Genomic DNA, 21,435 nt, shown 5'->3' with positions numbered 1-21,435 from the left:
TGAGATTCTTCATTGCGCTTCGCTACATTCAGAATGACAAGCAAACCAGCTAATATTTACTAAAATTACAAGATATGATACGTTCAATTTTATTATCAGTATTTCTTATGAGTTCAGCAACACTTTTCAGTCAGAAGCTTTCTACGGTCACTTATCAGGACGGCACCCAAAAGCTCAATGGCATGGTCACTTCCAATGCAGGGAAAAAGCTTCCCGGAGTTCTTATTTTACCGGCATGGAAAGGAATAGACGATGAAGCCAAAACCGCGGCAGCAGATCTTGAAAAGCAAGGCTATATTGCTTTTATTGCGGATATCTATGGGGAAGGAAATATTCCGGCTGATAATGCAGCGGCTGCAAAAAGCTCCGGATATTACAAACAGAATTATGAAGCTTATCAGAAACGGATTTCCCTGGCTTTGGAGCAGCTAAAGAAGCAAGGCGCTATTCCAGATAAAATTGCGGTCATCGGGTATTGCTTCGGAGGAACCGGTGCATTAGAAACGGCAAGAGGGAATTTACCTGTTGTGGGAGTAGTTTCCATTCATGGAAGCCTGGCTAAAGATCAAACCAGAAAGAACGGACCTATCACTCCGAAAATCCTGGTTGAAAACCCTGCCGATGATAAAAGCGTTACCCAACAGGATTATGATAATTTAATCAAAGAAATGAATGAAGGGAATGCAGATTGGCAGATTATCACGTATGCTCATTCCAAACATACATTCACAGATCCGAAATCCCCGGATTACAATGAAGTAATGGCAAAAAGAGCTTGGAATCATACGCTGATGTTCTTGAAAGAGATGTTAAAATAAGTCTATATTAAAAAAGTATCGGCTTCGCTTAAGCGAAGCCGATACTTTTATTGTAACTCTTTTATTATCAGCAATTATTTAGCTTCTAATTCAGCAGTATAGGCTTTTGGAGAATATTTGGTTAAAGAACCAGATGCAGCATCAATTCCAACGCCAATGGCGCCACCGAAAAGAATATTTAATAAGGTTACTGCATTAAAATTCTTGGTCAGCTTTACTTCTTTACTGGCAAAACCTTCTTTTTCAAATGTAACCGTCTGTTTGCTTAATGATCTCTGGATTTCTAAAGTACAAGGTGTAACACATTTTTCAATTCCTTTATGAAATACTTTAGCTCCTTCAGGATTTGAAGTAAAGGAAATTGAATCTTTAGTTCCTGTAAAAATAGTTGCACATGAAGTAGTGGAAAGTGTAATCCCCGCCAATAACACAATGGATAATTTGTTTTTCATTGATTAATTTTTGAAGCGGCGAACTTACAAAATAATTTCATGAATATTCAAAAAACAGCCTCAAAATTTAAAGCTATTTTTTATCGATTTTATTACAACGACAGCACCACCAATATTCTGTTTCGCTATCTTTTAATCTGATTTTTGTTTTCTCCTTGCAATTTTCACACACCCATTCTTCGGATTCATTTTCAGTAGCATGATATCCACATTCATAGCATCCCCAATCGGTAATACCTGAGTTTTCGTCTTCCACACTCCAGGTGAAGGAATTTTCTTTACACTTGGGACAAATCTGTGTTGCCATGTTAATCTACTCCCTCCTCTTCTCTATGCACCAGCTCAATAGAGAAAGCCGGCAAACAGATTGAAATGTATTCACAAGCCTCAGAAAACGGATTGCTGTAGCGTACTCTGGCTCCTTTTTCCACTAAAATGCTCTGTCCCTTTTCAAGAACAACGACTTCACCTTCTATTTCAAATTGCTTTTTTCCTGAAATAATGATGGTGAATTCATCAAACTCAGGCGTTTGATGCGGCTCACTCCAATCCGGTGGTGCAACCATATGTGCAATAGAAATATTGGAATTCTGTGTTGAGTTTCCCCAATGCTCTTCAATTAATTTCCCGTCTATAGTGGGCACTACAAAGGGGGATTTCTGGATTTTATATTTTTTCATTATAGCCAATTTTCTTTTTTTATTTCATAGACAAAATTGGTTTTGGCAGGTTCTCCAAAATAAGCAACCTCTTCCTCTGCAATCTTCTTTCCGCCCAATCTTTCCATTGAAATCTGAGAACGCAGGTTATTTTCACCGATATGGAAATATACCTTATCCACATATTGAAAGATATAATCCAGCATGAGTTTCTTTACCTGCGGATTAATTCCTTTTCCCCATGAGTTGGTTCCATAAAAGGTATATCCTACGAAAATACTCCTGTCATTTTCATTGAAATCATAATAACGGCTGCTTCCCAGTATTTCACCGGAAGCTTTATTTGTTATTTTGAATGCGCCTTTACTTTCAATAGCGCCCTTGAAAAAGATTTCAAAAACATCTTTTTTGTAGCGTTCTTTGTTGGGATGCTGTTCCCATACTTTAGGATCGGAGGCTACCTCGTATAAAGATTCAAAATCCCCTTGCTGTAAGGGGATTAATTGATATTCCTGATTTTCTAAAACAGGTTGAATTGAAAAGTTCATTTCTTAGCTTTTGGTTTTATTAGCGTCAGATTCTATTTTTTTAATCTCTTTCAGCTTATCTGTAATCTTGATCACTGCATCAGGTTTTGCCGGCTTCAAAGGAACTTCTGCCTGAGCAAAATCCCACTTCAGCACAAGATTGGCCGAGTTTTCGTCAATAGGATTTAAAGTAATTTCAAACCACTCCTGTTTGTCTGCCAATTTATTGACAGGAACCGTAACATCTACCACATCCTGTTTCGGATCATACGTAAAGGCGCCCCATTGCTGGAAATCTTTATTCAGAATCACTTTCCACTCTTTCTCGGTTGGAATGATGAATAATCCATAGGTTCCTGCCGGAACTACTTTTCCGCCAAAGTTCACGGCTTGTCCGAAGGTAACTTTGGTAGAGGAATTGGCTCCTGCTCTCCAGACCTGACCATAAGGAACTAATTCACCAAATATTTTACGTCCTTTTACTCCCGGTCTTCCATAATCAATCGTCACTTTAGACATTGAAAACTGCTGTTCTACTTTTTGTCTCGGGCTCGCTGCCGGAACAGAATAATCCTGTGCAAAGCTTAAAGCTGAAACGGATAAGCAAAGTGCTATTATTAACTTTCTCACGTGCAAATTTTTGTTTAAAATTACAAAATCAAAACAAGATAGCCTTCTCCAATTCCAACAATTTTTGTTTTCTCCAGATTCCTCCTGCATACCCCACCAATTCTCCATTAGAACCTATAACACGGTGACAAGGGATCAGAATAGCTATTTTATTGATACCGTTTGCGGTTCCCACTGCACGAATAGCTTTAGGGTTTCCTAAAAATTCAGATTGTTGCTTGTAGGTTCTGGTCTCTCCCATCGGGATCTCTCTTAAAAGCTGCCATACTTTTGCTTGAAATTCGGTTCCCGTAATAAATAAGGGGACTTCAAATGTATTTCTTTTCTCTTCAAAATATTCCTTCAGCTCATTTTCAAGTTGTGTGAAATGGGGATGATCTTTCTCTGTAATTTCTGCGTTTAAAGATTTTGATAAGGATTTAAATTGCTTCTCCATATTTTTCCGGTCGGTGAATTCCAAAAGGCATATTCCTTCGTCTACAGCGCAGGCAAACATATCTCCGAGCGGAGTTGTGACGGTTTTGAGGTGTATGATTTTCATTGAATTAAAAGTAATAAATTTTCAGATCATTTCTTACTTATACTCCCATGAAAGTAGTCATCATAGACATATAGTAGTTGGCACAGTGCAATGAACTGATCAATAAAATTTCCTTTTGAGGCAATGTCTCAAAGTTGTCGGATGCCGTGATCGTATATTCATAATTCATCACACTCCATTTCAGATGGGGCTTCATAACCAAAAGCTCTGCTCCTTCATGGTCTGTCAACACATAGGAATCCTTAAAAATCCCTCGGTGTTTGAAGATATAATCTTTCTCAGCATTGTCAAAAAATGTCTGTATGATGATTTCTCCGTTCCAGTTCATGTTGAATTTGAGGAGTACATTTTCACCGTCTTTAAGTTCAATGGTAGTTCCCCAGAAACCTTTAGGTTCGATCTGGTAAGTTGAATTATCTGAAAGTTCTATAATCGCATTGAATTTGAACCAACCCTGATAAATGAGTTTTCCAATTAATTGATCACTTTTTGTGATGTCAAAAGATAAAGAGTTGGGGGATTTGGCTTGGTATTGTGTCATGGTTGTTTTGTATCTGTTAATAGTTTTATTATTTCTTTATTCTCTCTTGCTCTTGCAAGTGACAATGCAGTATGATTTTCTGCTTCAATGTTTTTATCAGCTCCTTTTGACAATAAAATCTTTAAAATTTCCAAATGTCCCATTTCTGCTGCTCTGTGTAAGGCCGTAAATCCTCTATAATCCTTAGCATTTATCAATGCTCCTGACTGTAAAAGTAAAATTACATGATCTACTTTGTTAGATTGAACAGCATTCATTAATGGTGTAGCTCCTTGTATTGTCCTTATGTTTGGGTCTGCTCCAAGTTCCAACAGTTTCTTCATAGATTCAGTACTTTCATCTGCTATTGACCAATGCAAAGTAGCCAAACCGTCTCCTGCCAATAAATTGATATCAGTTCCGTTTTTAATTTGTTTTTCTATTTCATCAACATTTGATTTCGCTACAGCAATATGCAACAAAGAGTGAGACCTTAACTTTCCTTTTGTAATTGGAAGAAATCCTTCATCAAAAGTTCCAAAATGAGCTTTATTCCCATATATTGAAAAAGCCCAAGCTCCTGCTTTTTTGGTCTCTAGTTCTAATGATTTAGGTAATGGCGCTGGAATATTTTCTCCAATGGCATAACCTATCAATAAAAAGTTTAAAACTGCTCGTGTAAATTCTGGACTTTCATTATCAGTAAATTGTCCAATGATATTTTCAATGATTAACAAATTATTCTTTTGTGATGTTTTTGCAACCACCAAAACCTTTCTCAGCCAACTACGTACAAAAATCAGATATATCCCATCAAAAAAAATGGCCCATTTATGTTCCATTGTACCAGGTACAAATAAAACACCTGGCTCTAAAGTTCCGTCAATAGGTATAGTTAGATCAGCAGAAACAGATATGTCAACATCCGGTTTTATCCCCCAAAAAGCAGTTCCATCGTCCCCATTATAAGAAACAGCATTCTTTGCCATTTGCGGATCCGAAGAAAAAGAAAGCATAGAACTAGTAGATCGCAAATCCAGAAGCTTTATATTCCAGAGATTTTCTGAAGGTTCTAACCATGGCAAATCTTCGTTTACACCAGATACTGGTTCTTTCTTTTTATCACCTATACCAAAAAGCTTTTTAAAAAATGACATGTTTTATTTATTATGAGAATTCACTAAAATTACATTAAAAATCATATATTTTGTTAACTAGTCAAACTTTTTATTCATAAAAAAACGCACCTTAAAAAGGGTGCGTTTTAATTATATTTATTTCGACAATTACATCGTCTCCATCTTGAAGCTCATGCTTTCAATCACTTTCAAGATCGCTTCTACCGTATCCATTGAAGTTAAACAAGGAACTCCGTTTTCCACGCTCATTCTTCTGATCTGGAATCCGTCTCTTTCTGCCTGTTTACCTTTTGTAGTGGTATTGACTACATACTGTACTTTTCCTTTCTGGATAAGGTCAATAAGGTTTACGCTTTCCTCTCCGATCTTGTATCCTATTTTGCAAGGAATTCCTTTTTCTTCGAAGAATTTTGCCGTTCCTTCCGTAGCCCAGATTCTGAAACCTACTTCATGGAATCTTGCCGCCAAATCAGCTGCTTCCTGCTTATGCTTATCGGCAACTGTGAACAAAATAGAACCATGCATTGGAACTTTTCTTCCGGCTGCGATTAATCCTTTGTAAAGTGCTTTTTCCAGGGTAGTATCTTTTCCCATTACTTCTCCTGTAGACTTCATTTCAGGGCCTAAAGAGATGTCTACTTTCGTTAGCTTTGAGAATGAGAATACAGGAACTTTTACGAATACTCCTTCTTTATTTGGAACCAATCCGTCTTTGTAACCCAAATCTTTCAGTTTCTGGCCTAAAATCGCTTTTGTTGCTAAGTTAGCCATTGGAACATCCGTGATTTTAGATAAGAACGGAACCGTTCTTGATGAACGCGGGTTAACTTCGATCACATATACGTTTCCTTCGAAAAGAACGTACTGGATGTTCATTAAACCGATAACGTTCAGTCCTTTTGCCAGTCTTTTTGTATAGTCAACTAAAGTTTCGATTTCTTTTTGAGAGATATTTTGGGGCGGATATACAGCAATCGAGTCTCCGGAGTGAACCCCCGCTCTTTCGATGTGCTCCATGATCCCAGGAATAACGGTTGTTTCTCCATCACATATCGCATCAACCTCCACTTCTTTCCCTACCATGTATTTATCAACCAAAACCGGGTGTTCAGGGCTTGCTTCCACCGCATGTTCCATGTAGTGAGCCAATTCTGTTTCCGTATATACGATTTCCATCGCTCTGCCTCCTAGAACATAACTTGGACGTACCAATACCGGGTAACCGATTTCGTTGGCAATTTTGATCGCTTCTTCTTTTGAAACAGATGTTTTCCCTTTAGGTTGAGGAATTCCTAATTCCTGAAGTGCTTTTTCAAATTTATCTCTGTTTTCAGCTCTGTCCAGATCTTCCAATGAAGTTCCTAAGATCTGAACGCCATGAGAAGCTAATTTATCTGCTAAGTTGATGGCAGTCTGACCTCCAAACTGAACGACTACTCCTTTAGGTTTTTCAAGCTCGATAATATTCATTACATCTTCTTCCGTTAGGGGCTCGAAGTATAATTTATCTGAGATTGAGAAGTCTGTAGAAACTGTTTCAGGATTATTATTGATAATGATCGCTTCGTAGCCCATTTCTTTGATCGCCCAAACTGAGTGAACCGTTGCATAGTCGAATTCAACCCCCTGTCCGATTCTGATAGGTCCGGAACCTAGAACGATGATCTTTTCTTTATCCGAAACTACGCTTTCATTCTCTTCTTCATACGTTCCGTAGAAATATGGGGTTTCAGATTCAAATTCAGCTGCACAGGTATCTACCATTTTATACACCGGCATTACTCCGTTTTCTTTTCTGAAATTGAAAACTTCGCGTTCAGTTACATTCCAAAGAACAGCAATATTGATGTCGGCGAATCCTAACTTTTTAGCCTGGATTAAAGTTTCCTTATCAAATTTATTTTCGGCAATTGTTTTTTCGAAATCAACTAATTTCTTTAATTTCCAGATGAAGAACTTATCTATTTTGCTCCATTCTACGATCTGTTCCCAATCATACCCTCTTCTCAATGCATCTCCGATGATGAATAATCTTTCATCATCACAAACTCTGATTCTTCTTTCGATTTCTTCAGCAGTAAGGGCTTGAGCCTGTTTGGTTTTTAATCCCAAATGTCTGATTCCCGTTTCCAAGGAACGGATAGCTTTCTGTAAAGACTCTTCGAAGTTTCTTCCGATCGCCATAACCTCTCCTGTAGCTTTCATCTGAGTAGATAGTCTTCTGTCCGCTGTTTCAAATTTATCGAATGGGAATCTCGGGAATTTGGTTACCACATAATCCAGAGCAGGCTCAAAACATGCATATGTTTTTCCTGTTACCGGATTCATGATTTCATCAAGCGTTAATCCTACCGCGATTTTCGCAGCAATTTTTGCAATCGGGTAACCTGTTGCTTTTGATGCTAAAGCGGATGAACGGGAAACTCTTGGGTTTACCTCGATGATATAGTAGTTGAATGAGTGTGGATCTAAAGCCAGCTGTACATTACATCCTCCTTCAATTCCTAATGCTCTGATGATTTTCAGTGAAGCGTTTCTCAATAACTGATATTCTCTGTCTGAAAGTGTCTGAGAAGGTGCCACTACGATGGAATCTCCAGTATGAACTCCCACCGGATCTATATTTTCCATGTTACAAACCACAATCGCGTTGTCGTTTGCATCACGCATTACTTCGTATTCTATTTCTTTGAAACCGGCAATTGATTTTTCGATAAGACATTGTGTAACCGGGCTGTGTTTCAGTCCTAATTCAGCAATTTCTTTCAATTCAGTTTCGTTGGAAGCGATACCACCTCCTGTTCCACCCATGGTGAAAGCAGGACGTACAATCACAGGATAACCGATGTCATCAGCAAAAGCAAGTGCTCCTTCTACTGTGTTTACGATGTCTGATTCAGGAACGGGTTCGTTCAGTTCTCTCATCAGTTCACGGAATAAATCCCTGTCTTCTGCTCTGTTGATCGCAGAAAGCTTGGTTCCCAATACTTCTACTTTGCACTCTTCAAGAATCCCTGATTTTTCCAATTCTACCGCCATATTCAGACCCGTCTGCCCTCCAAGAGTCGGTAGAAGCGCATCAGGGCGCTCTTTTCTGATAATGTGACTTACAAACTGCAGGGAAATCGGCTCGATGTAAACTTTATCTGCAATTTCCACATCCGTCATAATCGTTGCAGGGTTGGAATTGATCAAAATTACTTTGTATCCTTCTTCTTTCAAAGATAAACAAGCCTGCGTTCCTGCATAATCGAATTCTGCTGCCTGACCAATGATGATTGGACCTGAACCGATTACTAAAATTGTTTTTATATCTGTACGTTTTGCCATTTTCTTTTTATTAGATATTAGAAGTTAGATGCTAGATTTTAGCCTATTTTCTAATGTTTTATTTTGCTAACTTTTTAATTAAAATTATCTGTCCTAAATGGTAATACCCATGCTCAATCAAAGCGTTGATATTTTTTCTTTTGCTTCCGTATTTATTTTCGGAAAAATCTCCATCCAAATCTTCGTCTGACATTTTTTCAATGATGTCTGCAAATTTCTCGCAATCCTCGATAAATGTCGTCAGGAAACTCTTCCATTCTTCTTCTGATTTCGTGGGAGGAAAATCAAAGCTATACTTATCGCTGATGTCCAGTGTTCCTCCTTCCAGCACATTCAGCACTCCGTGTACATAATAATGGATGTGAAAAGCGATAGATTCAATACTGTTCAGATCTTCCCATTTCTTGGTCAAAATTCCTCTGGGAGTTTCTGACAGCTGAGTTTTATAATTGGTATACACTACCCATTCTCCATTCAAATACACTTCACGAAAACGATTGGCTAATTGTAAGGGAGTTTCCATGTTGAAAATTTATTGGTTTTTCTTGTTTTTAAAGTCTTCCATTAAGTGGATGAAATCATCAAACAGATAGTTGGCATCTTCCGGACCAGGACTTGCTTCCGGGTGGTACTGAACAGAGAAACATGGATGGATTTTGTGTTTCAATCCTTCATTGGTTCTGTCATTCAATGCAATATGCGTTTCAATTAGATCCGTTCCTTTCAAACTTTCCTGATCTACGGCATACCCGTGATTTTGAGAAGTGATGGCCACTTTGTTTTTCTCTAAATCCAACACCGGGTGGTTCCCTCCTCTGTGTCCGAATTTTAATTTGAATGTTTTTGCTCCGCAAGCTAAACCGATCAACTGATGTCCTAAGCAGATTCCGAAGATCGGAACTTTCCCCAGTACTCCACGAATCATTTCCAGGGCATGCGGATTGTCTTCCGGGTCACCGGGACCGTTGGATAACATGATTCCGTCCGGATTCATTAATAAGATTTCTTCTGCGGTTGTATCTTGTGAAACCACTATAATATCACAGTTTCTTTGTGACAATTCTCTGATGATCCCTAATTTGGAACCGAAATCTACCAGTACTACTTTAAATCCTCTTCCAGGGTTTGCGTATGATGTTTTAGTAGAAACCATTTCTACCTGATTCGTCGGGAATCTAGTTGATTTTAATTCTGCTACTACTGCATTGTCATCTGCATCTTCATTCACGATCTTTCCTTTCACCACTCCATGGTTACGAAGAATTCTTGTCAGCTTTCTCGTATCAATTCCTGAAATTCCCGAAAGGTTTTTCTTTTTAAACAATTCATCTAAAGTGATCTGCGTACGGAAGTTGGACGGGAAGTCACAAAGTTCCTTTACGATAAGACCTTTAATCGCCGGCTCAATACTTTCGTAATCATCACGGTTGATCCCATAATTTCCGATAAGCGGATAGGTCATACATACGATCTGACCACAATAAGACGGGTCTGAAATCAATTCTTGATATCCTGTCATTCCGGTATTGAAAACCACTTCTCCCGCCGTTTCCAACTCTGCACCGAAACCTTCTCCATGAAATACTTCACCGGACTCCAGTATTAATTTTTTCTTCATTTTCTTTATTTAGATTTCTATTTTATTTTTTGTACAATGTCGGTTGTAAAATGTATTTTGTACTTTCTACTTTTTACTTAAATGTGAATCCCTTTTCTTCCAATGCTTCTTTCAGGATGGCCATTCTTGCGAAAACTCCATTCTGCATTTGCTTGAATACTCTTGAGCGTTCACATTCCACCAAATCCGTATCAATTTCCACTCCTCTGTTAATCGGAGCCGGGTGCATGATAATAGCATTCTTTTTCATCGCTTTTTCTCTTTCTTTCGTCAAACCATATTTTCTATGGTATTCTGAAGCGGAGAAGCTCATTTTGGCATCATGTCTTTCATGCTGGATTCTTAATAACATTAAAACATCTACTTCACCAATCAGTTCATCTACAGCTAAGTATGTCCCGTTAATTAAAGCTCCTTCATCAAACCATTGTTCCGGTCCTGAGAAGTATACTTTAGCCCCTAATCTTCTTAACGCTTCCGCATTAGAGTTCGCAACACGGCTGTGTTTTACATCCCCTACGATTCCTACTTTCAGTCCTTCAAACTTCCCGAATTCCTGGTAGATCGTCATCAGATCAAGCATACATTGTGACGGGTGGTTTCCCGTTCCGTCTCCGCCGTTGATAACAGGAATGGTAATGTTTTTCAGTTCTTCAAAGTATCTGTCTTTTTTATCTCTTATTACGACCAGGTTTACGCCTAAGCTTTCGATCGTTTTTACCGTATCATATAAACTTTCCCCTTTATTGACCGAGCTGTTCGAAGCGTCAAAAGGGACTACCTGTAATCCTAATTTTCTTTCGGCAATATCAAAACTTGTTTTGGTTCTGGTACTGTCTTCAAAGAAAAGGTTGGAACAAAAAACTTCTCCTTCAATTTTGGCAGTTTTTCCATTGGCAAAAGCCATTGCTTCAGCAAGTATACTGTTGATTCTCTCGGTGCTTAGTTCTGTAATCGTAAACATATTTTCTCAAATTTTTACACAAAAAAAAGCGAAGACCAAATCTTCGCTTAATAATAATAAATATCGTAAAGGGCGCTTTCGCCCGGTAAATCTAATGATATAAATACTCTTTTATTCATTAGGTGCAAAGATACAACAATTTTATAAACTGACAAAACCAATTTTTCAATTCCTTTAAAAAACTTCAATCTCTCCTTATTTTCATTTTTAAATGTTATTTTTGTTACAACTCAAACCAATTTATATGGATTTAAAAGACAAAATGATCCTTAGTATTATTCAGGAAGACTCTACTTTATCTGTAAAGGAAATTTCAGAAAAGATAGGTCTTACTTTTACTCCGACGTATGAACGTATCAAGCAACTGGAGAAACAGGGTATCATTGAAAAATATGTCGGTCTTTTAAACCGCGAAAAATTAGGGTTGAATATTGTGGTCTATTGTAATGTCCGTCTGAAAGAGCAATCTCAGAAAGTTTTGGAGACTTTCGAGAAGAACATCGGGAAATACGATGAAGTTCAGGAGATCATCAGTCTTTCCGGGGAGTACGACTACATGCTCAAGATCATTGCCAAAGACATCAACTCTTATAATGACTTCGCTGTAAATGTTATTTCAAATATTCCTAATATTGGGCAGTATCACAGTTCTATTGTGCTTCACGAGGTAAAAAAATCCACCAAGTTCAAAATTGATCTGGAGTAAATTTATTTAATATGATAAAAATGTTATTAATTGATAAAACATTTACCCAAAACTTCATGAAATACACTTTATTAATCGTAGGAATATTTATATCAAATATATTATTTTCACAAAATACATCAGAAATTGTAGATGTTATTCCTGATGGGGAAATTAAAGAAGAACAAAATATTGAAGCTCAAAAATACATAGCAGAATATTTAAATAACTTCTTTAGTAAAAAACATGAAAGAATTAATGGATTCTATCTTGTTATTGAACAAAAAAAACAAAATAATAGAAATACACTGGAAATAGAAAATATTCCCTTTCTTACATCAAAAGATATCAAAGATATCATGTTAATTAAGAACGGTGATAAGTATCCCACTGTCTCCTTTCAGTTTAATAACACCGGAACTTCAAAATTACAAAAAGTTACATCCAAAAACTTTGGTAACGGAATCGCAATTATTATTGATAAAGAAATAATAACAATGTCTATGATTTCTTCAGATATACAAGATGGGAAATTTGAATATAATAGTGTTTTACCTTACAGTGAAACCGAAATATTAATAAAAAAATTAAAGTAATTATGTTATTATCTTTAACCCAATAATTTATTCTTCACTTTATTAAACTGATACTCTATTTTATCTAAACAAAGATTTCCTATACTTCCCTGATGGGTATGATCCAGGCTTTCCATTTTAAAATCAAACTCATTATTTTCAATTTCCTGTCCTACCTTTATATAGGCATCACGGAATGAGCTTCCGTTTTTCACTTCTTCATTGATTTTCTCCACACTGAATAGGTACTGATATTTATTATCTTCCAAGATTCCATCTTTCACCTGAATATTCGGCAAAGTATAATTAAGAATTTCAAGGCATTCTTTTAAAGAATCAATAGCCGGAAAAAGAATTTCCTTGGTCAACTGCATATCTCTGTGGTAACCTGATGGAAGATTATTCGTCAACAGGATAAATTCATTTGGCAACGATTGTATTCTGTTGCAACGTGCACGAACCAACTCGAAAATATCAGGATTTTTCTTGTGCGGCATGATACTGCTTCCGGTGGTAAATTCTTTCGGAAAGCTGATAAAATCAAAATTTTGACTTAAATACAGGCAAACATCATAGGCAAACTTTCCTAAAGTTCCCGCCAGCGTTGCCATTGCCATTGATAATATTTTCTCTGATTTCCCACGAGTCATCTGAGCATACACTGAATTGTAATTCATTGATTGGAAACCTAAATTATATGTTGTACTCTCACGGTCAATCGGGAAAGAGGAACCATAACCCGCCGCAGAACCCAAAGGATTTTTATTGATGGTATTCTTAACCGAAAACAACATTTCAACATCATCCAGCAATGCTTCCGCATACGCTCCAAACCATAATCCGAATGAGGAAGGCATAGCAATCTGTAAATGAGTATAGCCCGGAAGCAGTACATTTTTATGCTGTTCCGCCAGTTGGATCAATATCTGAAAAAACTGATCTGTTAAAGCCGTAATTTCACGGATCTCATCTAATAAATAAAGCTTTATATCTAATAGAACCTGATCATTACGTGAGCGGGCTGTATGAATTTTCTTTCCTGTATCGCCCAATTTTTCAATTAAAATGGCTTCAATCTGAGAATGAATATCTTCCGCTTTTTTATCGATTTCAAAGCTTCCATTTTCGATATCTTCTAAAATCTCTGCCAAAACAGACAACATCTGTTTTGATTCTTCTCCGGAAATAATTCCGACCTCCGCCAGCATTTTACAATGCGCCATAGATCCTTTAACATCATATTTGGCTAAACGCTCATCAAAATCAAGATCTTTCCCGACTGTAAATTGGTTAACTACTATATTGGTGGCAAGGTCATCCTTCTGCCATATTTTTTTCATATTATTTTTTTTATTCTGTTTCGTTTTGACGTGCCCAGTAGAATACCTTCCGGTAAAAACAAACATTTCCACATGTAAGTCTTTCATTTTTAATTTCATTTTTGCATAAATCTTTATTAAAAATATTCAAACTTCATCATCTCTACTGAGCCTAATCAAAACTTAAAAAACTAAACCTAAAATCTTTTTTTAGAAGTTAGAAATTAGATGTTAGTTATAAAGCATTCCGCAATTTTCTAACTTCTCTTACAAAACTTTCTCCAGGATCCGGATATAAATATCTATTCCCTCTTCTATTTCTTTTATATAAATGTACTCATCTGCAGTGTGGGAGCGCCTGCTGTCTCCGGGTCCCAGCTTCACCGATGTGCATGGAATAATTGCCTGGTCAGACGAAGTAGGCGAACCGTACGTTGTCCTCCCGATTTCCAAACCGGCCTGTACAAACGGATGATCCATTTCAATTTTTGAAGAATTCAACCTGAAAGATCTCGCCGTTAAAGCTGACTGCATTTGTGACTGGATAATTTCAAAGGCTTCTTTATTGGTATATTCGTCTGTAACTCTTACATCTAAAGTAAAAGTACAGGATTCGGGAACTACATTATGCTGCACTCCGGCATGAATGCCTGAAAGCGTTATTTTCACTTCACCCAGATGATCTGAGACTTTTGGGAATTTGAAATGCAAAATGTTCTGCAAATCTTCCATACATTTTACAATCGAGTTATCGTTGTTAGGGTGAGCAGCATGAGAAGGAGTGCCTTTCATTTCCCCATCAATCACCAACAGTCCTTTTTCCGCAATCGCCAGATTCATCTGCGTTGGTTCTCCTACAATAGCAAGCTCTATATTCGGTAATTGAGGAAATAAAGCTTCAATACCGTCAAAACCTGAAATCTCCTCCTCTGCCGTCAATGCAATCACCAAATTATATTGCAGGTCTTCTTTATCATAAAAATGTAAAAAAACCTGTGCCATAGAAACCAAAGAAGCTCCTGCATCATTGCTTCCCAGCCCGAATAATTTTCCATCTTTTTCAACCGGTAAAAATGGATCTAAAGTATAGGCTTTATTGGGCTTCACCGTATCATGATGGGTATTCAGCAAAATGGAAGGCTTAAACACGTCAAAATGTTCATTCACCGCCCAGATGTTATTTTTTAAACGTTTGGTAGGAACCTGATGCTTTTTGAAAAAGTTTTCAATTTCCACAGACGTATTAAATTCATCTTTGCTGAATGACGGAATTTCAATCAGCTTTTTAAGCAATTCCACTGCATTTTTCAGCAATTCTTCTTTACTATAAACAGATTTCAGTTCCTTCATGGTGGTTTTCTATATGGTTTTTTAGTTGGGTTTCTTTAATTAAGAATACCTTATTGACATTATTTTTTATGGCTCCAAGTGCATTTTCCAGTTTGGGCAAAATTCCTTTATGCAGCTTCCCTTCATCTTTTAATGTTGAAAATTCTTCTTCCGAAATATTTTTAATAACTGATTGAGGATTGTCTACATCTTCCAAAACACCTTCTTTATCGAAACAATACAGCAATTCAACATCATATTTTACCGATAAGGCCTGAGCAAGCACTGATGCAATCGTGTCCGCGTTCGTATTGAAAAGATGTCCTTTTTTATCGTGGGTGATTGCTGAAAACACAGGAACTAATCCGAGTTTAAGCAACTTGGAAATCAATTTCTTATTTATGCTTTTCTTTTCAATATCGCCCACAAATCCGAAATCTATTTCTTCATGCTCTCTTTTCTTAGCTTTAATCAGATTTGCATCAGCCCCTGAAAAACCTATAGCCTTACATTTTTTCTGTTGAAGTTTAGCGACAATATTTTTATTGATCCCTCCCGCATATACCATCGCTACAATATCCAGGGTATCTTTATCCGTGATTCTTCGTCCATTGATCAGCTTCTGTTCAATCCCCAGTTTATCGGCTAAAGTCGTGGCCAATTTTCCGCCGCCGTGAACAAGGATTTTCTTTTCCTTGATCTCAGAAAACTGTTCCAGAAATTGGTTCAACAGTTCCTCATCATCGATCAAAGCGCCTCCAATTTTGACCACAAAAAGCTTTTCCTGCATGATCATCCTATTTTGAATTCAATTCATCTAAAATTTCAGAAAACACAGCCTGAGCCGAAAAAATCCGGTTTTTTGCCTGCTGATAGATAATGGAATTTTCTCCGTCCATTACTTCATCACTCAATTCAACATTACGACGAACAGGAAGGCAGTGCATAACCTTTGCTTTATTGGTATTTTCCAGTTTTTCATTGGTTAACATCCAGCTTTCCTTAACTTCCGGCATTGCTGCATACTCATCAAAAGAGGACCAGTTTTTCACGTAAATAAAATCTGCATCTTTCAATGCTTCGTCCTGACTGTGAATCACTTTCACATCTTTTGTGAATTTTTTATCCAAATCATATCCTTCCGGGTTGGTGATCACAAAATCAACATCCATTTCCTGCATCCATTCTGCAAAAGAATTTCCAACTGCCTGAGCAATGGGTTTGATGTGTGGCGCCCAGGTTAAAACCACTTTAGGTTTACGTTCTTCTTTCCAGTTTTCTGTAATCGTAATGCAATCTGCCAAACTTTGCAAAGGGTGACGTGTAGCTGATTCCAAAGAAATAACGGGAACTTTCGCATGTTTTTCAAACTGGCTTAGAATGCTCTCATTTACATCATCTTCTTTATTCTTCATTCCCGCAAAACAACGCACTGCAATGATATCACAATATTGATTCAATACTTCAATGGCATCTTTAATATGTTCAACAGTATCGCCATTCATAACGGCTCCGTCTGCAAATTCCAAGTTCCAGGCTTCCTGTGCGGCATTTAAAGTCAACACATTTAATCCTAAATTCTGTGCTGCAATCTGGCTGCTCAAACGTGTTCTCAAACTTGAGTTTAAAAAGACAAGTCCGATGGTTTTTCCTTTTCCTTTCTCCGTTTCCGAAAGAGGGTTTTCTTTAATCTGTAATGCTTTTTTTATAATATCCTGCAAGTTTTCTACATCACTTACAGCGGTAAATTTTTTCATTGATAATTTTTATTTTACACATTAATTTGTATTGAAATATTTTCTAAAACCGTTTTCAGCGCATTGATGAAAAGATCGGTTTCTTCTTTCCTGATGTTAAGAGCCGGAAGAATCCTCAAAACACTCTTATCATTAGAGTTGCCTGTGAAAATATGATGGTCGTACAACAGGCTGTTCCTCACTTCCGAGCAGTTCCTGTCGAGTTCAATACCAATCATCAATCCTTTCCTTCGGATGGATTGAATATGTGGAAAATCTTTAATTTCATTTTCTATATAGTCGCCCATTTCCTGGGCATTTTTGATGAGATTCTCATCTTTCATCACATCCAGAACAGCAATTGCTGCTGCACAAGCCAGGTGATTTCCCCCGAAAGTGGTTCCCAATAAGCCATTGCTAGCTTTAAACTTCGGATGGATCAGAACTCCACCAATAGGGAAACCGTTCCCCATTCCTTTTGCAGTTGTGATGATATCCGGTTCAATTCCAAATTCCTGATGGGCAAAGAAATATCCACTTCTTCCGTAGCCGGACTGTACTTCATCCAAAATCAAAACCGCATCATACTTCTCACATAATTCTTTGATTTTGGTTAAAAATTCAAGGGTTGGAATCATGATTCCGCCAACACCTTGAATCCCTTCGATGATAACGGATGAGATCTCGCTTCCATGAGTTTCAAAAATTTCCTTCAGTTGTTCAACATCATTCCATTCTGATTTAATGAATCTTCCGGAATAATTGACCGGAGCTACAATGTCCGGATTATCCGTTACAGAAACTGCAGCTGAAGTTCTTCCATGAAATGATCCTGAAAAATAAAGCACTTTACTTTTTCCGTTATGAAAAGAAGCCAATTTTAAAGCATTTTCGTTCGCTTCTGCTCCTGAATTACATAAAAACAAGTTGTAATCTTCACAGTCTGAAAGCTTTCCTAGTTTTTCCGCCAATTCAATTTGCAATTCGTTTTGAACAGAATTGGAATAGAACGATATTTTTTCTAACTGCTCTTTTAATTTATTTTGATAATGCGGATGATTATGACCAATAGAAATCACAGCGTGACCTCCGTAAAAATCAAGATATTGTTCTCCTTTATCGTCCCAAAGAAATGATCCCTGAGCTTTTACCGGATGTATGTTGAATAATGGATATACGTTGAATAAATTCATTTTTTTCTAGTTTGTTGTTGGTTGATAGTTGCGAGATACAGGTTGTGGGTCTCGCGGTTTATGAGATTTTTTTAATTCCCCATTTGCATTTAAAATGCTATCGGTTTTAAATTCAATCCTAAGCTTTCTTCCCATCCCATCGCAATATTCATATTTTGGACTGCCTGTCCGGAAGCTCCTTTTAACAAATTATCAATTGCTGAATGAATGACTGCAAAACTTCCTCTTTTTTCAATCTGAATTACACAGCGATTCGTATTGACAACCTGCTTCAAATCAACTGCTTTTTTGCTTACTGTTACAAACGGCTCATCTACATAAAAGTCTTCAAACAATTGATAAATATCCGAAAGCTCTGCTTCTGTTTTCACTGTGGAACTCGTAAAAATCCCTCTTGTAAAATCACCTCTCCACGGAACAAAATTCAGGTTGATTTCATTGGTATTAAAAGAAACCAATTGCTGTATAATCTCATCCACATGTTGATGCGTTAAAGTTTTATAAGCCGAAATATTATCATTCCTCCAGGTAAAATGAGTGGTCGGCTGCAATGATTGTCCAGCTCCTGTAGAACCGGTGATCCCAGTAGTGTAAACATCATTCAACAACCCTTTTTCAGCCAATGGAAGCAAAGCCAGCTGGATTGCAGTCGCAAAACATCCGGGATTCGCAATACTTTTTGATCCTGAAAGTTGTTTTTTGTTGATTTCAGGCAAACCGTAGATAAAATTTCTGTTTCCGAAGTTTCCGTCCAAACGAAAATCATTTCCCAAATCAATTATCAACGTTTCTTCGTTTATAAGATTCTGAGCCAGCCAATTCTGGCTTTCTTTATGAGGAAGACATAAGAACAGGATATCTACATCTTCCGGCTGATCCGTTAAAACCAATTCGCAAACCGTCGTTAAATCCGGGTACAAATCTGAAATCTTTGTCCCGGAGTTTGAACGACTATATAAAAAACGCAAAGACACATGGGGATGAAAAGCCAGCAGACGAACCAATTCGCTTCCCGTATAACCGTTGGCGCCTACAATTCCTACCGTTTTCATGCTTTTATACCGTTAATCTGGTGATATATATTTAAAGAGTTGCTTACAATTTTAGTGTAGCCTTTCACATCTTCTCCTGTCCATGCTCTGTTAGCCTCGCCATAGCTCCCGAATTTGTCTGACATTAGATCATGTTCAGATTCAATTCCGTTTAATATAAATCGATAAGGATGAAGCGTTACAAAAACTCTTCCGCTTACCGTTTTTTGAGAATCAACTAAGAAAGATTCAATATTTCTCATCACAGGGTCCAGGAAGAGTGCTTCGTGAAGCCAGTTTCCATACCAATCGGAAAGCTGAGACTTCATCATCTGCTGGTATTTGGAAAGAGTATGTTTCTCCAATAAATGGTGAGCTTTGATAATCACTGATGCCGCTGCTGCTTCAAATCCTACTCTTCCTTTAATTCCTACAATAGTATCACCTACATGGATATCGCGGCCAATTCCGTAAGTAGAAGCCAATTCTTCAATTTTCTGGATCGCATACACCGGATGTTCAAAACCTTCTCCGTTCACCGCTACTACTTCTCCATTTTTAAACTCAATTTCCAATTCAGAAGGATGAGTTTCTTTCATTTGAGAAGGAAATGCTTCTTCAGGCAGGTAATTTCTTGAGGTCAATGTTTCTTTCCCGCCCACTGAAGTCCCCCAAAGTCCTTTATTTACAGAATATTGAGCTTTTTGAAATTCCATTTCATAGCCGTGATTTTTCAAAAACACTATCTCTTCTTCTCGAGACAAGGCCATATCGCGGATCGGTGTAATGATTTCTACCTTCGGACACATTACCTGAAAGATAAGGTCAAAACGAACCTGATCATTTCCTGCCCCTGTACTTCCATGCGCAATGGCATCTGCCCCGATTTCAATGGCATATTTTGCAATTTTCTGCGCCTGAACAGTACGTTCTGCACTCACAGACAACGGATAGGTATTATTTTTCAATACATTTCCAAAAATCAAATACTTTACGCAAGAATTATAATAATCTTCCTGAGCATCTACGCACCTGTATTCTTTTACCCCGAGATGTAAAGCTTTTTTCTCCAGTTCTTTTTCTTCTTCCTTGGAAAAACCTCCGGTATTTACAGTAACTGCATACACATCATATCCCAGTGTTTCACTGAGATATTTAGCACAGTAAGAGGTATCCAAACCTCCGCTAAACGCTAAGATGACTTTCTTGTTCATTGTTATATTTAATTTCCGGCTGCGTATGGGCAACACTATTTTCTGTTATATTTTCAGGAACGAAAAGCATAGCCGTGCAAAGGCAGTTTTTACGTTCTTTCTTCATTAAGATTTCATAATTTACACAGCTTTTACAGCCATTCCAGAATTCTTCATCCTGAGTTAGTTCAGAATAAATGACTGGTTTGTAACCCAAATCACTGTTGATTTTCATGACGGCAAGGCCCGTCGTAAGCCCGAAAACCTTTGCATTCGGGTATTTCTCTCTAGATAATTGGAACACTTTATTCTTGATTAAAGTGGCAGCGCCTCTTTCCCTGAATTTCGGGGAAACAATCAATCCGGAGTTCGCCACGAACTGGCCATGCGACCAGGTTTCTATATAACAGAAACCTACCCACTCTCCGTTTTCAGTAGCCACCACAGCATTGCCTTCTGAAATCTTCTTGCTTAAATATTCTATGGAACGTTTGGCAATCCCCGTTCCTCTTCGCTGTGCAGAATCGTACATTTCCTGCTGTATTTCACTCACATACACTAAATGTATGGATGAGGAAATTTCTATTTCCATTTATTTATCTAAATTTTTCGGCAAATTTAAAGTATAATAACTTTAAAAACCAAATTAAAAAGATATTTTTTTTGTTTAAAATAAATACACAGGTAAAATTATCTTTATATTAAATTAATATTTTGCTAAATTATTATATATTTGCTAAAAAGATATATTTATGGAAACTCACTGCCCTAAATGCAACAGCAACACAGTTGTAAAAAGTGGAATTATCAACGAAAAACAACGCTTCTTATGTAAGAACTGTAACTATTATTTCACAGTGAAAAAACTCGGGAAAAAGATAGATGATTATTATGTAACAAAGGCTCTACAGCTATATCTTGAAGGTTTAAGCTTCCGGGAAATAGAACGGATCATCGGGGTTTCCCATGTTACCATAAGTTCCTGGATCAAGAAATACAATATCAAAAGACCACCCCACTCAGAATTCCATCCAGTATATAAAATTTTAAAACAAAACGAATTGATCGAATATATGTCTAAGGAAGAAAACATAAAAAACTCCGGATTGATCATTACCCAGTTTGCCGATAAATATATGCTGATCAAATGGGAAAGATTTAAAAAATAGGCTTTTG

At 37.3% G+C, this 21,435-nt stretch carries 24 protein-coding genes; 4 read left to right on the top strand and 20 right to left on the bottom strand.

Annotated elements, in window-relative coordinates; genetic code table 11:
- Positions 1-74: 74 nt before the first annotated feature.
- Entirely contained in the window at positions 75-818 is a 744-nt protein-coding gene (locus tag EGI05_RS00780) for a dienelactone hydrolase family protein (protein ID WP_123261177.1), read from the top strand.
- A 74-nt stretch (positions 819-892) separates the two neighbouring features.
- On the opposite strand, the gene EGI05_RS00775 is transcribed toward EGI05_RS00780, so the two are convergent.
- The 12 genes from EGI05_RS00775 to EGI05_RS00720 form a co-directional block, all read right to left on the bottom strand.
- Positions 893-1,270: a PEGA domain-containing protein gene (locus tag EGI05_RS00775; protein ID WP_123261176.1), complete on the bottom strand. Its 378-nt coding sequence runs from the start codon at positions 1,268-1,270 to the stop codon at positions 893-895.
- A gap of 73 nt (positions 1,271-1,343) precedes the next feature.
- A complete protein-coding gene (locus EGI05_RS00770) occupies positions 1,344-1,577 on the bottom strand; it encodes a hypothetical protein (protein ID WP_123261175.1) in 234 nt (77 codons plus the stop codon).
- Between the two features lies 1 nt (position 1,578).
- On the bottom strand, positions 1,579-1,950 hold the full coding sequence (locus EGI05_RS00765) for a cupin domain-containing protein (protein ID WP_123261174.1): 372 nt from the start codon (positions 1,948-1,950) through the stop codon (positions 1,579-1,581).
- Positions 1,950-2,477, bottom strand: coding sequence for a GNAT family N-acetyltransferase (locus tag EGI05_RS00760; RefSeq protein WP_123261173.1), 528 nt, complete (start codon positions 2,475-2,477; stop codon positions 1,950-1,952). Before EGI05_RS00760 ends, EGI05_RS00765 begins: the two co-directional genes overlap by 1 nt.
- Before the next feature lie 3 nt (positions 2,478-2,480).
- Positions 2,481-3,086, bottom strand: coding sequence for a DUF2911 domain-containing protein (locus tag EGI05_RS00755; RefSeq protein ID WP_123261172.1), 606 nt, complete (start codon positions 3,084-3,086; stop codon positions 2,481-2,483).
- A gap of 28 nt (positions 3,087-3,114) precedes the next feature.
- A complete protein-coding gene (locus tag EGI05_RS00750) occupies positions 3,115-3,627 on the bottom strand; it encodes a methylated-DNA--[protein]-cysteine S-methyltransferase (protein WP_123261171.1) in 513 nt (170 codons plus the stop codon).
- A 37-nt stretch (positions 3,628-3,664) separates the two neighbouring features.
- Positions 3,665-4,168 carry a hypothetical protein gene (locus EGI05_RS00745; protein WP_123261170.1) on the bottom strand — a complete coding sequence of 168 codons (504 nt, stop codon included), beginning with the start codon at positions 4,166-4,168 and terminating at the stop codon, positions 3,665-3,667.
- The gene (locus EGI05_RS00740) at positions 4,165-5,304 is read right to left on the bottom strand and encodes an ankyrin repeat domain-containing protein (RefSeq protein ID WP_123261169.1); all 1,140 of its coding nucleotides are present in this window, start codon (positions 5,302-5,304) and stop codon (positions 4,165-4,167) included. The genes EGI05_RS00745 and EGI05_RS00740 overlap by 4 nt, the downstream gene beginning before the upstream one ends.
- A gap of 129 nt (positions 5,305-5,433) precedes the next feature.
- A complete protein-coding gene (gene carB, locus EGI05_RS00735; protein WP_123261168.1) occupies positions 5,434-8,616 on the bottom strand; it encodes a carbamoyl-phosphate synthase large subunit in 3,183 nt (1,060 codons plus the stop codon).
- 58 nt (positions 8,617-8,674) lie between these two features.
- The gene (locus EGI05_RS00730; protein ID WP_123261167.1) at positions 8,675-9,139 is read right to left on the bottom strand and encodes a DUF1572 domain-containing protein; all 465 of its coding nucleotides are present in this window, start codon (positions 9,137-9,139) and stop codon (positions 8,675-8,677) included.
- Positions 9,140-9,148: 9 nt separating this feature from the next.
- Positions 9,149-10,234 carry a carbamoyl phosphate synthase small subunit gene (locus EGI05_RS00725; protein ID WP_123261166.1) on the bottom strand — a complete coding sequence of 362 codons (1,086 nt, stop codon included), beginning with the start codon at positions 10,232-10,234 and terminating at the stop codon, positions 9,149-9,151.
- 73 nt (positions 10,235-10,307) lie between these two features.
- On the bottom strand, positions 10,308-11,198 hold the full coding sequence (locus tag EGI05_RS00720) for an aspartate carbamoyltransferase catalytic subunit (protein WP_123261165.1): 891 nt from the start codon (positions 11,196-11,198) through the stop codon (positions 10,308-10,310).
- Positions 11,199-11,442: 244 nt separating this feature from the next.
- On the opposite strand from EGI05_RS00720, the gene EGI05_RS00715 reads away from it, so the two are divergent.
- Together EGI05_RS00715 and EGI05_RS00710 are read left to right on the top strand one after the other, a co-directional pair.
- Positions 11,443-11,904, top strand: a complete 462-nt coding sequence (locus tag EGI05_RS00715) for an Lrp/AsnC family transcriptional regulator (RefSeq protein ID WP_123261164.1) — start codon at positions 11,443-11,445, stop codon at positions 11,902-11,904.
- A gap of 11 nt (positions 11,905-11,915) precedes the next feature.
- Positions 11,916-12,479: a SecDF P1 head subdomain-containing protein gene (locus EGI05_RS00710; RefSeq protein ID WP_134197392.1), complete on the top strand. Its 564-nt coding sequence runs from the start codon at positions 11,916-11,918 to the stop codon at positions 12,477-12,479.
- Between the two features lie 14 nt (positions 12,480-12,493).
- Here the strand turns inward: EGI05_RS00710 and argH are convergent, their stop codons facing one another.
- The 8 genes from argH to EGI05_RS00670 form a co-directional block, all read right to left on the bottom strand.
- On the bottom strand, positions 12,494-13,798 hold the full coding sequence (gene argH, locus EGI05_RS00705) for an argininosuccinate lyase (RefSeq protein ID WP_123262534.1): 1,305 nt from the start codon (positions 13,796-13,798) through the stop codon (positions 12,494-12,496).
- A gap of 246 nt (positions 13,799-14,044) precedes the next feature.
- The gene (locus EGI05_RS00700; RefSeq protein WP_123261162.1) at positions 14,045-15,127 is read right to left on the bottom strand and encodes a M20 family metallo-hydrolase; all 1,083 of its coding nucleotides are present in this window, start codon (positions 15,125-15,127) and stop codon (positions 14,045-14,047) included.
- Complete coding sequence (argB, locus tag EGI05_RS00695; RefSeq protein WP_123262533.1) at positions 15,102-15,896, bottom strand: acetylglutamate kinase; 795 nt, start codon at positions 15,894-15,896, stop codon at positions 15,102-15,104. The genes EGI05_RS00700 and argB overlap by 26 nt, the downstream gene beginning before the upstream one ends.
- A 7-nt stretch (positions 15,897-15,903) precedes the next feature.
- The gene (locus EGI05_RS00690; protein WP_123261161.1) at positions 15,904-16,863 is read right to left on the bottom strand and encodes an N-acetylornithine carbamoyltransferase; all 960 of its coding nucleotides are present in this window, start codon (positions 16,861-16,863) and stop codon (positions 15,904-15,906) included.
- A 14-nt stretch (positions 16,864-16,877) separates the two neighbouring features.
- Positions 16,878-18,035, bottom strand: coding sequence for an aspartate aminotransferase family protein (locus EGI05_RS00685; RefSeq protein WP_123261160.1), 1,158 nt, complete (start codon positions 18,033-18,035; stop codon positions 16,878-16,880).
- Between the two features lie 89 nt (positions 18,036-18,124).
- On the bottom strand, positions 18,125-19,087 hold the full coding sequence (gene argC, locus EGI05_RS00680) for an N-acetyl-gamma-glutamyl-phosphate reductase (RefSeq protein ID WP_123261159.1): 963 nt from the start codon (positions 19,085-19,087) through the stop codon (positions 18,125-18,127).
- Entirely contained in the window at positions 19,084-20,280 is a 1,197-nt protein-coding gene (locus tag EGI05_RS00675; protein ID WP_123261158.1) for an argininosuccinate synthase, read from the bottom strand. Before EGI05_RS00675 ends, argC begins: the two co-directional genes overlap by 4 nt.
- A complete protein-coding gene (locus EGI05_RS00670; protein ID WP_228428520.1) occupies positions 20,252-20,851 on the bottom strand; it encodes a GNAT family N-acetyltransferase in 600 nt (199 codons plus the stop codon). Before EGI05_RS00670 ends, EGI05_RS00675 begins: the two co-directional genes overlap by 29 nt.
- A 160-nt stretch (positions 20,852-21,011) precedes the next feature.
- Here EGI05_RS00670 and EGI05_RS00665 point away from each other — a divergent pair, with 160 nt between their 5' ends.
- Positions 21,012-21,428 (top strand): IS1/IS1595 family N-terminal zinc-binding domain-containing protein, encoded by a 417-nt coding sequence (locus EGI05_RS00665; protein ID WP_123261157.1) that lies wholly within the window; start codon positions 21,012-21,014, stop codon positions 21,426-21,428.
- The last annotated feature ends 7 nt before the right edge of the window (positions 21,429-21,435 follow it).

The sequence above is a fragment of the Chryseobacterium daecheongense genome (assembly GCF_003729955.1).
Taxonomy (GTDB): domain Bacteria; phylum Bacteroidota; class Bacteroidia; order Flavobacteriales; family Weeksellaceae; genus Chryseobacterium; species Chryseobacterium daecheongense.
Note: the sequence above shows the minus strand (reverse complement) of the source record. Positions and strands in the feature narration are given on the sequence as shown.